Annotated in this window: 17 protein-coding genes; 6 read left to right on the top strand and 11 right to left on the bottom strand. The window is 70.3% G+C overall.

Features of this window, described 5'->3' with window-relative positions:
- Positions 1-3 precede the first annotated feature (3 nt).
- Both WBN91_RS13215 and WBN91_RS13210 read right to left on the bottom strand, forming a co-directional pair.
- On the bottom strand, positions 4-591 hold the full coding sequence (locus WBN91_RS13215) for an RloB family protein (RefSeq protein WP_337725737.1): 588 nt from the start codon (positions 589-591) through the stop codon (positions 4-6).
- Complete coding sequence (locus tag WBN91_RS13210) at positions 539-1822, bottom strand: AAA family ATPase (RefSeq protein ID WP_337725736.1); 1284 nt, start codon at positions 1820-1822, stop codon at positions 539-541. Before WBN91_RS13210 ends, WBN91_RS13215 begins: the two co-directional genes overlap by 53 nt.
- Before the next feature lie 141 nt (positions 1823-1963).
- Between WBN91_RS13210 and WBN91_RS13205 the strand changes: the two genes are divergently transcribed.
- The 3 genes from WBN91_RS13205 (at position 1964) to WBN91_RS13195 (ending at position 3963) form a co-directional block, all read left to right on the top strand.
- Positions 1964-2464 carry an amino-acid N-acetyltransferase gene (locus WBN91_RS13205; protein WP_337725735.1) on the top strand — a complete coding sequence of 167 codons (501 nt, stop codon included), beginning with the start codon at positions 1964-1966 and terminating at the stop codon, positions 2462-2464.
- A 63-nt stretch (positions 2465-2527) separates the two neighbouring features.
- On the top strand, positions 2528-3358 hold the full coding sequence (locus WBN91_RS13200; RefSeq protein ID WP_337725734.1) for a MerR family transcriptional regulator: 831 nt from the start codon (positions 2528-2530) through the stop codon (positions 3356-3358).
- A gap of 197 nt (positions 3359-3555) precedes the next feature.
- Entirely contained in the window at positions 3556-3963 is a 408-nt protein-coding gene (locus WBN91_RS13195; protein ID WP_337725766.1) for a phospholipase, read from the top strand.
- A 16-nt stretch (positions 3964-3979) separates the two neighbouring features.
- Here WBN91_RS13195 and WBN91_RS13190 read toward each other — a convergent pair whose 3' ends face one another.
- Positions 3980-6406 carry a DNA translocase FtsK gene (locus WBN91_RS13190; protein ID WP_337725733.1) on the bottom strand — a complete coding sequence of 809 codons (2427 nt, stop codon included), beginning with the start codon at positions 6404-6406 and terminating at the stop codon, positions 3980-3982.
- A gap of 133 nt (positions 6407-6539) precedes the next feature.
- On the opposite strand from WBN91_RS13190, the gene WBN91_RS13185 reads away from it, so the two are divergent.
- A complete protein-coding gene (locus WBN91_RS13185) occupies positions 6540-7319 on the top strand; it encodes a lysophospholipid acyltransferase family protein (protein ID WP_337725732.1) in 780 nt (259 codons plus the stop codon).
- A gap of 54 nt (positions 7320-7373) precedes the next feature.
- Here the strand turns inward: WBN91_RS13185 and WBN91_RS13180 are convergent, their stop codons facing one another.
- The 6 genes from WBN91_RS13180 to thyX all read right to left on the bottom strand — a co-directional run bounded on the left by WBN91_RS13180 (position 7374) and on the right by thyX (position 13328).
- Complete coding sequence (locus WBN91_RS13180) at positions 7374-9053, bottom strand: ribonuclease J (protein ID WP_337725731.1); 1680 nt, start codon at positions 9051-9053, stop codon at positions 7374-7376.
- Positions 9050-9955: a 4-hydroxy-tetrahydrodipicolinate synthase gene (gene dapA / locus WBN91_RS13175; RefSeq protein ID WP_337725730.1), complete on the bottom strand. Its 906-nt coding sequence runs from the start codon at positions 9953-9955 to the stop codon at positions 9050-9052. The genes WBN91_RS13180 and dapA overlap by 4 nt, the downstream gene beginning before the upstream one ends.
- 49 nt (positions 9956-10004) lie before the next feature.
- A complete protein-coding gene (locus WBN91_RS13170; protein WP_337725729.1) occupies positions 10005-10625 on the bottom strand; it encodes a TIGR03085 family metal-binding protein in 621 nt (206 codons plus the stop codon).
- Between the two features lie 10 nt (positions 10626-10635).
- A complete protein-coding gene (locus WBN91_RS13165; RefSeq protein WP_337725728.1) occupies positions 10636-12081 on the bottom strand; it encodes a serine/threonine-protein kinase in 1446 nt (481 codons plus the stop codon).
- 100 nt (positions 12082-12181) lie between these two features.
- Positions 12182-12574: an ACT domain-containing protein gene (locus WBN91_RS13160; protein WP_337725727.1), complete on the bottom strand. Its 393-nt coding sequence runs from the start codon at positions 12572-12574 to the stop codon at positions 12182-12184.
- A 1-nt stretch (position 12575) separates the two neighbouring features.
- Positions 12576-13328, bottom strand: a complete 753-nt coding sequence (thyX, locus tag WBN91_RS13155) for an FAD-dependent thymidylate synthase (RefSeq protein ID WP_337725725.1) — start codon at positions 13326-13328, stop codon at positions 12576-12578.
- 163 nt (positions 13329-13491) lie between these two features.
- Here thyX and WBN91_RS13150 point away from each other — a divergent pair, with 163 nt between their 5' ends.
- Positions 13492-14010, top strand: coding sequence for a toxin-antitoxin system HicB family antitoxin (locus WBN91_RS13150; protein WP_337725724.1), 519 nt, complete (start codon positions 13492-13494; stop codon positions 14008-14010).
- A 10-nt stretch (positions 14011-14020) separates the two neighbouring features.
- Positions 14021-14905, top strand: coding sequence for a DUF4097 family beta strand repeat-containing protein (locus WBN91_RS13145; protein WP_337725723.1), 885 nt, complete (start codon positions 14021-14023; stop codon positions 14903-14905).
- A gap of 79 nt (positions 14906-14984) precedes the next feature.
- Here the strand turns inward: WBN91_RS13145 and WBN91_RS13140 are convergent, their stop codons facing one another.
- Together WBN91_RS13140 and WBN91_RS13135 are read right to left on the bottom strand one after the other, a co-directional pair.
- On the bottom strand, positions 14985-16190 hold the full coding sequence (locus WBN91_RS13140) for a winged helix-turn-helix domain-containing protein (RefSeq protein ID WP_337725765.1): 1206 nt from the start codon (positions 16188-16190) through the stop codon (positions 14985-14987).
- The gene (locus tag WBN91_RS13135; RefSeq protein ID WP_337725722.1) at positions 16187-17071 is read right to left on the bottom strand and encodes an EamA family transporter; all 885 of its coding nucleotides are present in this window, start codon (positions 17069-17071) and stop codon (positions 16187-16189) included. Before WBN91_RS13135 ends, WBN91_RS13140 begins: the two co-directional genes overlap by 4 nt.
- Positions 17072-17120: the final 49 nt, after the last annotated feature.

The raw sequence follows: 17120 nt of genomic DNA, 5'->3' as shown, positions 1-17120 counted from the left end.
ACGTCAGCGCCCAAGTGCGGCTTCGACCAGCCGCCACACCCCGGTGGTCGGGTTGTCGGGCCCGAGGAGCTTTGCCCGCGCGATGGCGTCGTCGATGTTCGGAGCGAACACCTTGAAGTCGATCTTCTTGTCGTAGGCGGCGATATGACCGGTCAGCAGGGTCTTCGCCGCCCTCGCGCCGTCGATGTACGCGTTGTGGCCGCGGAAGTGCAGAAGGAGCCACAGTTCGAAACACGGATCGGAGATGGCCAGGGCCACCGCAGTCTGCTCGGCGGCGGCGATGGCCTTCGGCACGTCGAACTCGTCGACGTCCACGACACACCAGACCTGGTCGAAACCGTCCTCGGCTCTCCGGCGAATCGTGACCGCGTAGTCCACCAATTGTTCGGGAGAACCTGTCTCCGTCACCACCTTGAGAGCCGTCAAGTGCGATGAACGCTTGAGCCCTTCGAAGTACAGTTTCTCCGTATTGCCGCAACACACCACGAGGATCCGGTTCGCGGGTTGGCGATGTGGTGGACGCCGCCGCCTGCTCGGTTCACGCCGCGCCATCAGCACCGCCGGGACCGACGAAAGCCGCGACGAAGTCACCCTCCAGCAGGTTGGGCACCGCGCCGTAGCTACCGCCGAGGTAGCGCCGAGCGAGGTTCTCGCCGTCCTTTCGCGGGTGGAAGTCGGACAGCGGGTAGAGCTCGGTCGCACCATCGTCCCGCTTCTCCACGAACCAGACCTCGTCGCGGCGCAGGACGTCGTCACCCAGGGCGGGACTGAGCAGGCTCGGATCGTGGGTCGTGAACACCAACTGGGCACCCCCCGTGTTGACCTGCGCATCCCGGAACAGTGCCACGAGCTGCGCGGTCAGTCTCGGGTGCAGGCTCGCGTCGATCTCGTCGACCACCAGCACCCCACCGTCGTCGAGCAGCCTCAGCACGGACGGCAGCAGGGCGAGCCACGACCTCGTGCCCGCCGACTCGTCGCCGAGGTCGAAGGGCTGCTCGCCGTCGCCGTGCGAGAGCTTGAGGCGCAAGTCCGACACGTTGAACCGCAGCGCCGAGTCCGGGAACGAGACCCCCGGCGACTCCCGCGACAAGTCACCGATCATCTCGGCGAGCTTCTCCGGGGTCATTTCGATGGACAGGCCGACGGCCGACACACCGAAATCGGCGACCTTCACCAGCTCGACGAAGCGGCGGGACACCCGATGGTCGCCGAGGATGAGGGTGACGATCTCCGTCTCATCGACCGCCGGCAATGACAGCCGGAATGCCAGCTTCGACGTGAGCCAGCGGTATACCGGCAGCAATGGGCCGAGTTTGGTCCGGGCGGCGAGGCTCAGGAACAAGGCGTTCGGGCGCAACAGGCCTTCGAGCACATCGAGGGTGATGCGGAGGTCGGCGACCGTCGACCCGAACTTCACTTCGTCCCTATCGCGATCGAAGATGACGCGCTTGCGCTTTTCCGGATAGCTGTAGAGCCATTCGGACAGCACGCGCTCGTCATCGACCTCGAAGCCGTACACGTACCGCACGTCGTCGTCGACCAGTTCGACGACGAAGGTCGAAGGCCGCTTCTGCGCCGCCGAGTCCAGCCGGAAAGGTCGGCGAGGCACGCCACCCTCCGCAGGCCACTTGGCGAACGAGTCACGGACCGCGTCGGTCAGGAACTTCAACCCGTCGAGCAAGTTCGACTTGCCGGACGCGTTGGCTCCGTAGACGGCTGCCACCGGCACGGCCTGCCGGTCCTTCGCATACGCGGGCACCAACAGCAACTCCTGCTCGTCGCGGAGGGACCGATGGTTGCCCACCCGGAAGCTGCGAAGCATGTGACACCCCCAACTGCGGACCTAGAGGCCGTTCAGTGACAGTAAACCGCAGAATCCGGCCCGAAAGTTCCTCCACCGGCAAGCTTCACCAAGTTGTGCGCCGGACAGCACGATCGGGCGTGCGCGAGTTACCTTGGCAGCGTGAACGACCCGATCAACGTGCGCCGGGCGCGCACCGGTGACGTGCGGGCCATGAAGGCGCTCATCGACCTGTACGCGGGCAAGGTGTTGTTGAGCAAACCGCTGGTCACGCTGTTCGAGGACATCCAGGAGTTCTGGGTGGCCGAGGAGGACGGGCAGTTGCTGGGCTGTGGTGCGTTGCACGTGCTCTGGGAGGACCTTGCGGAGATCCGCACCGTCGCCGTGGCGCCGGAGGCCCTGGGGCGCGGGATCGGGCATCGGTTGGTCGCGCGGCTCATCGAGACCGCTCGGGAGCTCCAGTTGGCGCGGGTGTTCGTGTTGACCTTCGAGACCGAGTTCTTCAGCAGACACGGGTTCGTCGAGATCGACGGCACGCCGGTCTCGCCCGAGGTCTACGAGGAGATCATGCGGTCGGCCGACGAAGGTGTCGCGGAGTTCCTCGACCTCTCGTACGTCAAGCCGAACACCCTGGGCAACTCGCGGATGCTGCTGCACCTCTGATTGTTCTAGTGTTCACTCGAACAGTGTTGACTCGTAGAGCCGCACAGGACCAGGATTAGCGGTGTGCAGCTCACCGTGGACGAGCTGGCAGTCCGGGTCGGGCTGCCGGGCAGCACCATCCGCATGTACCAGACCAAGGGCGTGCTCCACCCGCCGCGTCGCCAGGGGCGGGTGGCGTACTACGACGACTCCCACATCGAGCGGTTGACGCTGGTGCAGCGGCTCCAGTCGCGAGGGTTCTCGCTGCCCGCCATCGCCGAGCTCGTGAAGGCCCGCGAAGAAGGTGCGAGCGTCGCCGCGGTGCTCGGGGTCGGGGACGCCGAGGGGCCGGACGACTGGGTGCGCGTGCGGGTGCGCGACCTGCGCCGGCTGGTGCCGACCGGGGACATGCGGCCCGCCGTGCTGAAGCGGGCGATCCAGCTCGGATTGGTGCGGTGGCGGCGGGGATGGCCGCACACCCGTCGGTGGGCGTTGGAGGCCGGGAACCGGCTCGCCGGGCTCTCCGTGCCCGCCGAGGACGTGCTGGACCAGTTCGCGGGGCTGCGCCGGGCCACCGACGGCATCGCCGCGGACTTCGTGGAGGTCTTCGAGCGGCGGCTGTGGCCGCAGCTGGACGAGCGGTCCGCCGAGGAGGACCAGCTGGACCGGGTCCGGGCGCTGCTCGTGGAGCTGACCTACACCGCCGAGACGGTCGTGGTCGGGACGCTGCGCGAGTCGATCCGCGAGGCCGCCGAGGAGTTCGCGCGGCGGCACGGCCTGCTGCCCGGCGGCGACTTCCAGCCCGCGTGGGCGGAGGAACCCGTGCCCATCGCCGAACGTCTCATCGACACCGAGACCGAGATACCGGACGAGACCACGATCCGCCGGTTCCTGGACCAGGGCGACGAGCCCTGACGCACCCCGCGGGGACGCACGAGCCGGTTCGGAGGGGTTCGGCTCGCACGTCCGGCGGGGCGCGGCGGTGCCCGGTGGGCGAACGTTCACCCGGTGTTGCGGGAGCGTGAGCCCATCGGGGCTGTCGCACGTCGATCGGCGCCCAGTAGGAACGTTTTCACGGCCTTTCCTCACGAGGGGGAACACCTGTGAAAACCCTGCTCTCCACCTTGGTCGCCGTCGCCGCCCTGCTGCTGGGGACGAGCACCGCCCAAGCCGCCATCAACGCGCCCGCGGTCACCGACGACTACCTGTTCAACCGGACGCTGTCCCAGTTCAGCTCGATCCGCTCGCAGACCCCGTACGCCGACCAGCTCGACTGGTCCTCCGACGGCTGCTCCTGGTCCCCGGACAACCCGTTCGGCTTCAAGTTCCTGCCCGCCTGCCACCGGCACGACTTCGGGTACCGCAACTACAAGCGGCAGTCCCGGTTCGACGAGACCACCCGGCTGCGCATCGACGACAAGTTCAAGGCCGACCTGTACCACCAGTGCGCCGGGAACTGGACCTGCAACCGGACCGCCGACCTGTACTACAAGGCGGTTCGCGAGTTCGGCGCGAGCTGACCGCGGCAGGGGCGGGTCAGTCCTCGTCGGGGGCCGGCCCGCCCTTGATCAGGTACACCACCGAGTCCAGCTCGTCCGGCTTGATCAGCACCTCCCGGGCCTTGGAGCCCTCGGAGGGACCGACCACGCCGCGCGTCTCCAGCAGGTCCATCAACCGGCCCGCCTTCGCGAACCCGACCCGCAGCTTGCGCTGGAGCATCGACGTCGAGCCGAACTGCGAGGTGACGATCAGCTCCGCCGCCTGCAACAGCAGTTCGAGGTCGTCGCCGATGTCGGCGTCGATCTCCTTCTTCTCGCCCGCCTTGGCCGCGGTCACCCCGTCGGTGTACTCGGGCTGCGCCTGGAGCTTGGTGAAGTTGACGATCTCGGCGATCTCCTCGTCGCCGACGAACGCGCCCTGGACGCGCACCGGCTTCGACGCGCCCATCGGCAGGTAGAGCCCGTCGCCCATGCCGATCAGCTTCTCCGCGCCCGGCTGGTCGAGGATGACCCGCGAGTCGGTCAGCGACGACGTGGCGAACGCCAGCCGCGACGGCACGTTGGTCTTGATCAGGCCGGTGACGACGTCCACCGACGGCCGCTGCGTCGCCAGCACCAGGTGGATGCCCGCCGCGCGCGCCTTCTGCGTGATCCGGACGATCGCGTCCTCGACGTCGCGCGGCGCGGTCATCATCAGGTCGGCCAGCTCGTCGACGATCGCCATGATGTACGGGTACGGCCGGTACACGCGCTCGCTGCCCGGCGGCGCGGCGATCTCGCCGGAGCGCACCTTGCGGTTGAAGTCGTCGATGTGGCGCACCCGGTTGACCTGCATGTCCTGGTAGCGCTGCTCCATCTCCTCCACCAGCCAGGCCAGCGCCGCGGCGGCCTTCTTCGGCTGGGTGATGATGGGCGTGATCAGGTGCGGGATGCCCTCGTACGGCGTCAGCTCGACCATCTTCGGGTCGATCAGGATCATCCGGACCTCGTCCGGCGTGGCGCGCGCGAGCAGGGACACCAGCATCGAGTTCACGAAGCTCGACTTGCCCGAACCGGTGGAGCCGGCGACCAGCAGGTGCGGCATCTTGGTCAGGTTCGCGGTGACGAAGTGGCCCTCGATGTCCTTGCCCAGCCCGATCACCATCGGGTGGTTGTCCTTGACCGTGCTCGGCGAGCGCAGGACGTCGCCCAGGCGCACCATCTCGCGGTCGCTGTTGGGCACCTCGATGCCCACCGCGGACTTGCCCGGGATGGGCGCGAGCAGGCGGACGTTGTCGGTGGCGACGGCGTAGGCGATGTTCTTGGTCAGCGCGGTGATCTTCTCGACCTTCACGCCGGGACCCAGCTCGACCTCGTAGCGGGTCACCGTCGGGCCGCGGGTGAAGCCGGTGACCTGGGCGTCGATGGAGAACTGGTCGAGGACGCCGGTGATCGCCTCGATCATCTGGTCGTTGGCCTTGCTGCGGGCCTTGGGGGCGTCGCCGTCCTTGAGGATGGTGGGCGGCGGCAGCTTGTAGTCGCCCTCGACCGCTCGCACGGCCATCGTCGGCTGCGGCTTCTCCGGCTCGGCCTTGGGCTTGGGCTTGGGGGCCGGGCGCGGCGGTGGCGGGGGCGGCTCCTCCTCGGCCTCCGCGTCCAGGGGCAGCTCGGGCTGCTCGTCGGGGACGGCGGCCTGGCGGCGGCGGGACGGGCGGCGCAGCCGGGCCGGCTTGGGCTCCTCCTCCGCCGGCTGCTCCTCCTCGCGGCCGAACCCCTCCAGCTGGTCGTCGGTCTTGCGGCCACCGAGCAGGGAGCCGAGCTTGGCGGGCACCTCGCGGATCGGCAGGTGCGCCACGACCAGCACGCCGTAGACGAAGATCAGGACGAGCAGCGGACCCGCGACCCACGGGGTGAGCCCCTGCGCGAGGAACCCGCCTGCGAGGTAGCCGAGGGCTCCGCCGGCGCCGCGCCGCTCGATCGGGTCGGTGGGCAGTCCGCCGACGAGGTGGAACATGCCGAGGAAGCCGACCGCGACCAGGATGCCGCCGATCACCAGGCGGGGCCGGGCCTCGGGCTTGGGGTCGGTGCGCATGAGCGTCACGCCGACCGCGAGCAGCACCAGGGGCACGATCATCGCGGGCGCGCCGACCGAGCTGCGCACGGCGACGTCCACCCACTGCCCGACCGGACCACCGGCCTGCCACCACACGCCGGCGCCGGTGATCACGGCCAGCGCGATCAAGAGCAGGCCGAGGCCGTCACGGCGGTGCTCCGGGTCCAGGTCCTTGCCGCGACCGACCGCGCGGACCACGCTGCCGACACCGCGTCCCAGCAGGCCCCAGGCCTTGCCGACCGATCCGGGGGAACCCGACCTGCGGGCGGGTTTGCGTGCGGCCGGACGGGCTTTGGACGTGCTCGACCGAGGCTTGGCCCCGCCTCTTCGGGGCGTGCCCTTGCCACGAGACGTTCCGGTTCGGCCAGCCATAATTTCTCACGTTAGTCGCTTTGGTCCCACGTGCCCCAACGGTCACGCCAAGACGTGACATGCGCTGCTCGTCGTCCATAGTTGCCCGGAATCGGTTACGGCCACACCTCGACACGCCGTAGCCTTCCCCGCTGTGTCCACACCACTGCTGTGGCGCGTGTTGACGACCATCGACCGAGGGTTCGTAGGTCTCAGCGGACGGCTGCAAGTCACCGGCGACATCCCGGCGGACCTCAAGGGCCGTCCCCTGCTGCTCGCGTCCAACCACATCGGCAACCTCGACCCGTTCGTGCTCATCGCCGCGTGCCACCAACTCGGCGTGCACCCGCGGTTCCTGCTGGCGGGAGGGTTGCTCGACGCCCCGATCATGGGGCCGGCCCTGAAGGCTTCCGGCCACCTGCGGGTGGACCGGGCGTCCGCCACCGTCGGCGAGGCCTACCACCGGACGGTGGAAGTGTTGCGGCGCGGGGGTGATCCGATCGCGGTGTACCCGGAGGGCAAGATCAGCTTGGACCCCGGCCTGTGGCCCGAGCGCGGGAAGACCGGCGCGGCGCGGCTGGCGTTGAGCGGCGGGGTGCCCGTGGTCCCGGTCAGCCAGTGGGGCGCGCACGAGGCCGTTTATTGGGGCAACACAAAGGTTTCCGGCTGGGACGACTTCAAGCCGTACCTGACTTCGTACGTGCGCGGGCTGCGGCGGCGTCCGACGTTCAAGGTGCACTTCGGCGCGCCCGTCGACCTGTCGGACCTGCGCGACGGCCGTCCCGGCGACGCGCGGCGGGCGCACGAGCGGATCATGCGGTCGATCACGGCCGGATTGGTGCCGTTGCGCGCCGACGAACTCGACTTGCCGAAGTTCCACGACCCGACCCGGCCCACCACGGGTAGCAGCCCTTGGCGGCCCGAGGCGGCTTGAGCCGGTAGAACCACGTGCCGCGCGGCCAGTTTTCGCCGCGCGGCACGTGGTTGGTCACACCGGGATGATCGTCGGCACGATCATCGGGCGGCGGCGGTAGGTTTCGGCGACCCAGCGGCCCACCACTCGGCGCACGGCCTGGGCGATGCGGTGGGAGTCGGTGATGCCCTCCGCCTCCGTGCGCGAGAGTTCCATCTCCACCAACGAGATCGCCTGGTCCAGTGCCTTCGGGTCGTCGGAGAAACCGCGCCCGGACACGGTCGGTGGGGCCACCGCGCGGCCGGTGTTGGAGTCCACCGCCACGGTGATCGCGATGAAGCCGCCCTCGCCCAGCACCAAGCGGTCCGACAGGGTGGACTCGCCGACGTCGCCCACGGACAGGCCGTCCACGTAGACGTGTCCGACCTCCACGCGGCCGGTGATCGACGCGCTGCCGTCGACCATGTCCACGACCACGCCGTCCTCCGCGATGACCACGTGGTCCGGGGACACGCCCGTCGCCACGGCCAGGGCCGCGTTGGCGCGCAAGTGGCGCCATTCGCCGTGCACCGGCATGACGTTGGACGGCCGGACCGCGTTGTACAGGAACAGCAGTTCGCCCGCGGGCGAGTGGCCGGACACGTGCACCTTCGCGTTGCCCTGGTGGACGACCGTCGCACCAAGCCTGGACAGGCCGTTGACCACGTTGAACACGGCGTTCTCGTTGCCGGGGATCAGCGACGACGCCAGCACGATGGTGTCGCCCGCCTTGATCGAGATCTGGCGGTGCTCGCCGCGCGCCATGCGGGACAGGGCCGAGAGCGGTTCGCCCTGGGAGCCCGTGGACACGAACAGGACCTGGTCCTCGGGCATGTCCATCGCCTCGTGGAGGTCCACGAACAGCCCGTCCGGCACGTTCAGGTAGCCCAGCTCGGACGCGATGCCCATGTTGCGGACCATCGACCGCCCCACGAAGGCGACCCGGCGGCCGTACTGCACGGCCACGTCCAGGACCTGCTGCACCCGGTGCACGTGGGAGGCGAAGCAGGCCACGATCACGCGTTGCTTGGCCTTGCGGATGACGTTCTCCAGCACCGGCCCGATCTCCCGCTCCGGCGCCACGAACCCGGGCACCTCGGCGTTGGTGGAGTCGACCAGGAACAGGTCCACGCCCTCGTCGCCCAGCCGCGAGAAACCGGCCAGGTCGGTCAGGCGGCCGTCCAGCGGCAGCTGGTCCAGCTTGATGTCGCCGGTGTGCAGGACCAGGCCCGCCGAGGTGCGGATGGCGACCGCGACCGCGTCCGGGATGGAGTGGTTGACCGCGAAGAACTCCAGCTCGAACGGCCCGAACGTGCGGCGCTCGCCGTCGGTGATCTCCACCAACTGCGGCGTCTGCCGGTGCTCGCGGCACTTCGCCGCCAGCAGGGCCAGGGTGAACCGCGAACCCACGACCGGCAGGTCCGGGCGCAGCTTGAGCAGGAACGGCACCGCGCCGATGTGGTCCTCGTGACCGTGGGTCAGGACCAGGGCGTCGATGTCCTCCAGGCGGTCCTCGATGGCGCGGAAGTCCGGCAGGATCAGGTCCACGCCGGGCTGGTCGTCCTCCGGGAACAGCACGCCGCAGTCCACGACGAGCAGCCGGCCGGCGTGCTCGAACACGGTCATGTTGCGGCCGACCTCGCCGATGCCGCCCAGGGCGACGACGCGCAGACCTCCGTCGGGCAGGGCGGGCGGGGGTGACGTCGGGTTGATCACGCGTTGACTCCCAGTTCGGCCGTGACAGCGGAGACGGCCTCGATGTCCTCGGTGGATGCGGGTACCAGGGGCAGACGTGGGTTACCCACGTCCAGGCCCTTCAGACGCAGAGCGGTCTTGGCGTAGGTGACGCCGGGCATGCGGGTGAACGGCCGCAGCAGCGGCAGCAGTTCCTGGTGGATCGTCCGGGCCCCGACCACGTCGCCGGACTCGAACGCGTCGAGCATGGCGCGCAGGCGGTCGGCCGCGATGTGCGAGACGACGCTGACGAACCCGACCGCGCCCACGGACAGCCACGGCAGGTTCAGCGGGTCGTCGCCGGAGTAGTAGGCCAGGTCGGTGGCCGCGATGACCTTGCTGCCCGCCAGGAGGTCGCCCTTGGCGTCCTTGACGGCCAGGATCCGCGGGTGCTCGGCCAGCCGCAGGAGCGTGTCCACCTCGATCGGCGTGACCGCGCGCGGCGGGATGTCGTAGAGCATCACCGGCAGGTCGGTGGCGTCCGCGACCGCCTTGAAGTGCGCTTCCACGCCCGCCTGCGGGGGACGCGAGTAGTACGGGGTGACCACCAGCAGGCCGTGCGCGCCGGCGTCGCACGCGTTCCGCGCGAGGTGGACGCTGTGCGCGGTGTCGTAGGTGCCGGCGCCGCTGACCACGGTGGCGCGGTCGCCCACGGCCTGGACCACGGCCCGGATGAGGTCCGCCTTCTCGGCGTCGGTGGTGGTGGGGCTCTCGCCCGTGGTGCCGTTGACGACCAGACCGTCGTTGCCCAGGTCGACCAGGTGTTTCGCCAGCTCCTGCGCCTTGTCCAGGTCGAGCGCCCCCGAGGCGTCGAACGGCGTGACCATAGCGGTGAGCACGCGGCCGAAAGGTCGGCCGGGTGAGGCGGTCGGACATCCGGTCATGGCCCAAACGCTACCGCCTGCGGTGCCCGCAACCCCCTTTGGGCTGGGCTTACAGGCCCCGGTCGAGGCTCTTCACGGCCGTGACGGCGTCCCGGTCGCCGTCGTAGGAGACCTCCGCGCGGCTGCGCCCGAAGGCGTGCACCAGCAGTTCCGAGACCTGACCGGTCAGGATCACGGGGTTGGGGCCGGCTTTCGCGGTCACCGCCTCGCCGTCGGGGCGGCGCAGGACGACGCCGACCGGGCTGTTGCGGTAGGTCAGCTTCGCGGCCCGGCGCAGCCCCTTCCACAGGGCGGCGTCCCGACGCGGATCGGGCGAGCGGGGCGTCCAGTCGTCGGCCGCGCGCCGCACGTCCTCGTGGTGCACGAAGTACTCGATCGAGTTGAGGGGCTCGTCGAGCAGGACGTACGGGGACCAGACGGGCGGCCCGTTGCGCACCAGGTCCACCAGCTCGTCCCACGGCTTGGCGGCGTAGGCGTCCTGGACCTTCTGGGTGTGCGTGGCCAGGGGTTTGGCCAGGATGCCCAGGGCCGCGTCGGGCCGGCGTTCGCGCAGCACGAGGTGGGCGGCCAGGTCGCGGGAGCGCCACGGGTCGCACAGGGTGGGTGCGTCCGGTCCGACTTCGAGGAACAGGTCGCAGAGCAGCTTGCGTTCGTCCTGTGCGACGCCCATGCGCTCCACCCTACTTCTTGGCGTGCACCTGCTCGCTCAGCTCGGTCCGGTCCTTGTCCCACAGCACGCAGAACACCTCGCGCGACCCCTTGGAGGAGGAGTAGCTCTCCTTCCACTCCGCCTGGGTCGGCACGATCGCGGCGTAGCGCAGCTTGGTGTCCTTGCCGTCCAGCGGGACGCGGTCGGACTTGAAGACCAGCGTGCAGAAGTTCTCGGCGTACTTGCGCAGCCACTCGTCGCCCGGGTAGGCGGTCTTGTCGGTGCTGCCGAACGGTCCGCCCTCCCAGTACACCTCGATGCTGTGCGCGTCGTCGCACTCGGCGCTGTTCACCCGCACCGAGGGGGCGAGGAAGTTGTCACCGCAGTAGCCCGCGTTGAGCTTGAACTCGGGCAGCGTGCCGCCGTTGCCGAAGGTGATCGTCTCGGCCATCGCGGCGGGCGGCTTGTCGGTGAACAACCAGCGGTCCACCATGACGCCGAGGACCAGGAACGCCACCGCGCCGACCGCCGCGACGGCGGTGAGCAGCGGCTTCACCCACGGCTTGCGCTGCGGCGGGATGGTCGGCGGCTGGTACTGCATGGTGGGGCCGCCGGGGCCGGCGAACCCGGTCGGCGGCGTCGGCTGGGCGACCGCGCGGTCGAGCATGGCGCGGGCCTGCGGGCCGGTGAGGCGGGCGTTCGGGTCGGGCATGAGCAGGCCCGTGATCACCGCGCCGAGGGCGCCGTGCGCCCTGGTCAGGCGGGGCATCTCGTTCATGATCGCGTGCAGCGTGGACGCGGTGGACGAGCGCTCGTAGGGGTTGAGTCCCTCGACGGCGTAGCAGAGCGTCGCGCCCAGCGCCCACAGGTCGGAGGCGGGCGAGGCCTCGTGGCCGTGGATGCGCTCGGGCGACATGTAGGCGGGCGAGCCGATGAGGCTGCCGCTGGTGGTCAGGCGCGGGTCGTCCATCGCCTGGGCGATGCCGAAGTCGGTGAGCTTGACCCGGCCGTTGGGCCCGACCATGAGGTTGCCGGGCTTGACGTCCCGGTGCACGATCCCGGCCTTGTGCGCGGTCTCCAGGGCGGACAGGGCCTGGAGGGCGATGGAGATCACCCGGTCCTGCGGCATCGGGCCGGACTGGGCGATGATCGTGGACAGCGTGGCCGCCTCGACCAGCTCCATGACGATGTAGGTCATGCCGTTCTCGGCGACCACGTCGAACACGGTGACCACGGCGGGGTCGTTGAGCCGGCCCGCGGTGCGCGCCTCGCGCAGCACCCGCTCCTCCAGCACCCGCCGCTCCTCGGCCGCGATGCCGTCGGGCAGGTGCAGCTCCTTGATCGCGACCTGGCGGCCGATCACGTTGTCCTGCGCGCGCCACACCACGCCCATGCCGCCGCGGCCCAGCTCGCCGAGCAGGGTGTACCTGCCCGCGATCACGCGTGGTTGGGCGCTCACACCCTGGGGACCTGTCACCGTTGCGCCAACTCCTCGAAGCCTGGAACGGCCGAACGCTACTTCAGACCGCCGTTCGGCCCGCCCGGTTTCACGGATTCGTGACTTCCTGCCGCGGTGCTCAGGTCGGCAGGTGGACCTCGTGGCCGGAGTTGCGCAGGGCCTGGGTGGCGCGGCCCAGGTCGGCGGACTTCACCAGCAGGTGGTCGGTGTCGTAGGTGGACAGCGCGAACAGGCTCACGCCCGCCGCCGCCAGCTCGCCCGACAGCGCCGCCATGATGCCGGTCAGCGTGAACTCCAGCGGCCCGCGCACGGTCAGCAGCCGCCACTGGGCCTGCACGTCGCCGCTGTCGGGCGCGTGCTCGCTCGGGCACACGATGGACAGCTCGTCCGGCGTGCGGGTCACCGACACCAGGCCGGCGTGGTCGAGCAGGCCGGGCGGGACGGCCGCGTCGGCGGGCAGCCGCGCGACCGTGTACTCCCCCGGCTGGACGTCGACGATCAGCCGCTTCACGTCAGCCCTCGGTGACCAGCGGGCTGGAGGCGACCTCGGTGCCGTCGGACAGCGTCGAGATGGTGAAGTCGGCGAACACGTTGGCCGCCGCCTTCTGCAACTGCCGCAGGCACTCCACGGCCAGGGCGCGGATCTCCACGTCGGCGTGCTCGGTGGCCCGCATGGCGATGAAGTGCCGCCACGCCCGGTAGTTGCCGGTCACGACGATGCGCGTCTCGGTGGCGTTGGGCAGCACCGCGCGGGCGGCCTGGCGGGCCTGCTTGCGGCGCAGGGTGGCGCTGGGGACGTCGGAGAACTTCTTCTCCAGGCCCTTGAGCAGCTCGGTGTAGGCGTCCACGCTGGCCTGGGTGGCCTTGAGGAACAGCTCGTGCAGCTCGGGGTCGGCGGCGATGACGTCCGGCTCGACCATCGCGGCGTTGCGCTCGGGCACGTACCGCTGGGACAGCTGCGAGTAGCTGAAGTGGCGGTGCCGGATCAGCTCGTGGGTGAGCGACCGGGACAGGCCGGTGAAGTAGAAGCTGACGCTGCCGTGCTCCAGCACGGACAGGTGGCCGACCTCGATGATGTGCTTGATGTAGCCGGCGTTGGTGGCCGTCGCGGGGTTCGGCTTGGTCCACGACTGGTAGCACGCGCGCCCGGCGAACTCGGCCAGCGCCTCACCGCCGTCGGCGTCGGTGGACCACGGGACGTCCGCCGGGGGGAAGAACTCCGTCTTCGCGATCAACTGCACCTTCGGCGACACCGTCTCAGCCATGCCGGGAACCCTAACCCAGGGTCGCTCTTGGCTCCGAACTATGCCGGATGGAGCAGGCCGTGCGGGTTTCGGACGACTACCGAGTGTCACGGACACCGTTGTGGTGTCGTCGTGATGTCAGGTCTTCCTTGACTGGTGTCACATGCGGCGGCACAGTGGTGTCATGGATCTGTCGCCGTACATCGCGCAACTGCGTGAGGACCTCGCGACGGCCGCCTCCGCCGGGGACGACGACACCCGGCGCACCGCGGCCGTGTTGTCCGCCGCGCTGGAGCCGGCCGCTCGGCTGGCCCTCATGAACGCCCTGTCCGACCTGGCCGCGGAGGTGACCGTCGCGCTGGACGGTCCCGTCGTGCAGGTCCGGTTGGACGGCCGGGACGTCCAGGTGGTCGTCACCGGCGCGTCTTCCGCCCGGGAAGACCACGAACCGGAGCCGCAGGAAGTTCCCCGTCCGACCGCCGGTGACGCCACGCGCATCACCCTCCGGCTGCTGGACGAGCTGAAGTCCAAGGCCGAGCAGGCCGCGGCGGCTCAGGGGATGTCGTTGAACACGTTCGTCGCGCAGGCCGTGCAGGGCGCGGTCGGCGGGCGGCGCGGGCACCACAAGAACTGGCACGACAAGCACCAGCCGCCCAAGGACGACACCAAGGGGTCCCGGGTGCGTGGCTGGGTGCAGGGCTGAGGGGGACGTCGTGGAGTCGGAAGTCGTGCGACAGCAGAGCTTCGACGTCGAGGGCGTGGTGGAGATCGACATCGCCCTCATCGCCGGTCGCGTGCGGGTGCACCTGGTGGACGAACCGGGGGTGCACGTCGAGGTCCGGCACGAGAGCACGCCGGGCGACTCGTGGACCGCGGGCCTGACCGGCCTGCTGAGCTGGGTCAACGACCAGTTCGGCGCGAGCGGGGCGGGGGCCGCGGTGCCCACCGACGCCGTGCGGGACGCCCGGATCGAGCTGACCGGGCAGCGGCTGAAGGTGCAGTCGTCCAAGGCGCTGCCGCTGCGCGCGGTGCCGCTGGGCGTGACCGTGCGGGCGCCGGTCGGGTCGCACGTGATCGCCAAGTCCGGCGCGGCGGACGTGACCGTCACGGGCGCGGCCGGCCGCCTGGAGATCCGGACCGGCACCGGTGACGTCACCGCGGACCGGGCGGACGGGTCGTCCCAGGTCGACTCGGGGTCGGGCAAGCTGCGCCTAGGCCCGATGCCGGCCGGACTGCGGGCCAAGACCGGCAGCGGCGACATCGAGGTGTCCTCGGTCGCCGGCAACACCGTGCTCTACAGCGGCACCGGCCACGTGTGGCTGGGCGCGGTGGAGAACGACGTGCAGGTGCGCACCGGCAGCGGCGACGTCACCATCGCCGACGCCGCCGCCGGCCGCATCCAACTGGGCACGGGCTCGGGCCACGTCCGCGTCGGCGTCCGCCCGGGCGTGACGGCGGAAGTGGACCTCCTGTCCACCGCCGGCACCGCCCGCAGCGAACTGGAGGTCTCCACCACCCCGCCGGCGGAGACCGCCCCACTGGTGATCACCGGCCGAACGGGCAACGGCAACGCCCTGGTGACCACCGCGACCACCTGATGCCGACCGCGGCGTGCGTACCCCCGGTGCGCGCGCCGCGGTTCTCGGAGGGGAAACGCTCGAACGACCTACCGATGCCTCACCGCACCACCGCCTTCAGCGTGGGTGCCAGGTCGCCGCGCGGGGTCACCGCCACCTTGTCCAGTTCCAGCCAGTCGGCCATGTGGCGCAGTTCGGCGGCCAGTTCCACCGCCACCCGGCCGATGTCCGCGGTGGACTCGGAGTACGCCGCCTGCACGCGCAGCACGCCGGCCTGTCGATCGGCCTTGAGGTCGACGCGGCCCACCAAGTGGCCGTCCAGCAGGAACGGGAACACGTAGTACCCGTGCACCCGCTTGGCCGCCGGCACGTAGATCTCGATGCGGTAGTAGAAGCCGAAGATCCGTTCGGTCCGGTCGCGTTCCCAGATCAGCGGGTCGAACGGGCACAGCAGGGCCCTGCCGCTCACCGTGCGGGGCACGCGGGCCGATGTGTGGCGGTAGCCCGTGGCTGTCCAGCCCTGGACCTGCACCGGCTCCAGCACGCCCTCCTCGACCAGCTCCTGCACGGCCTGCCGGCTGCGTGCCGGGGCCAGGCGGTAGTAGTCGCGCAGGTCGGGTTCGGTGGCGACGCCCATCGCCGTGGCCGCCCGCGCCACCAGCTCGCGTGCGCCCTCCTCCGGGGTGACGCGGCGGGACAGCACCTCCGGCGGCAGCACGCGCTCTGTCAGGTCGTACAGGCGCTCGAAACCGCGCCGTGTCCCGGTGGTCAGCTGGCCGATCCCGAACAGGTACTCGCAGATCTTCTTGACCTCCGACCAGTTCCACCCCCAGTGGTCCTTGCGCCGCGGCCCGCCGTTCGCCAGGGCCTTCTCGATCGCGCCCGCGCCCAGCGGACCGAGTTCCTTGACCACGGCCAGGATGTCCTCCACCAGGCCGGGGTCGCGCTCGGCGACCGAGGTGTAGTTGAGCCACCACCCGGGCCGCTTGGCACCGGAGTGGAACAGCGGCCAGTCCTCGACGGGCACCAGGCTCGCCTCGTGCGCCCAGTACTCCACGAGCATGCGCGGCTTGCGCGTGCTGTGGGACCAGGCCGCCTCGTCGACCAGCGACGGTGTGTACGCCCCGAGCCGGCTGAACACGGGCATGTAGTGGGCGCGCACGGCGACGTTGACCGAGTCGAGCTGGATCAGCTGGACGCGCGACAGCACCCGCTGGAGGTGCCGCCGCGTGGGCGGCGACGCCGGCCGCGGGTCGGCGAAGCCCTGGGCGCCCAACGCGATCCGGCGGGCGACGTCCGCACTCATCTTCTGCACGGGTCGGATGTTCCCACGGGGGTACGACACTTCCGCTCGGCCCGCACGACAAGCACCACGGCGACCACCACCAGCAGACCGCCCACCAGCTGGAACGCCCCGAACCGCTCGTCGGCCAACCACACCCCGAGCAGCACCGCGATCACCGGGTTCACGTACGCGTAGGTGGCCACCGTCGACACCGGCAACTGCCCCAGCACGTACACGTACGAGCTGAACGCCAACAGCGACCCGAACACCACCAGGTAACCCCAGCCCAGCCACGACGTCGTCGACACCGCGGCCACGTCCAACCGCTCACCGGACACCAGCCCGACCACGGTCAACGCCACCCCGCCCGCGATCATCTCCACGGCGGACAACGCGAACGGGTTCGACGGCACCGGCAACCGCCCGCTCAAGTAGGACCCCAACGCCCACCCGAACGCGGCCAACAACACCAACCAAGGCCCCCACCACGACGACCCGCCCACGTCGTGCAGCAGCAGCACACCAAGCCCGACCAGCCCGACGACCACGCCCACGTACGTCACCGCCGGCGGCCTTTCACCGCCCACCCGCCGCATGAGCACCACGTACAACGGCACCGACGCCACCAGCAGCGCCGCCAACCCCGAGGCCACGGTCTGCTCCGCCAACACCACCAACCCGTTGCCCCAAGCCGGCAGCAAGAGCCCCAACAACACCCCGGTGCCGACCTGCCGCCACGTCATCCGCATCCGACGCCCCACCACCAGCGCCAGCACCACCCCCGCCACCAGGAACCGCAACCCTCCCGACAACAGCGGCGGCATGGTCTCGATGCTGAACTTGATGGCCAGGTACGTAGACCCCCACACGACGTACACGACACCCAGTGCTGCCCAACGCATGTCCGCACGCTTTCACGGGACACCCGTCCGGTTCACGCGGGTTTCGGCC

Origin of the sequence: Saccharothrix sp. CCNWYY140 (genome assembly GCF_037401995.1) — a bacterium.
In the GTDB taxonomy this organism is placed as follows: Bacteria; Actinomycetota; Actinomycetes; order Mycobacteriales; family Pseudonocardiaceae; genus Actinosynnema.
This window is presented reverse-complemented; position numbering and strand designations above follow the sequence as displayed.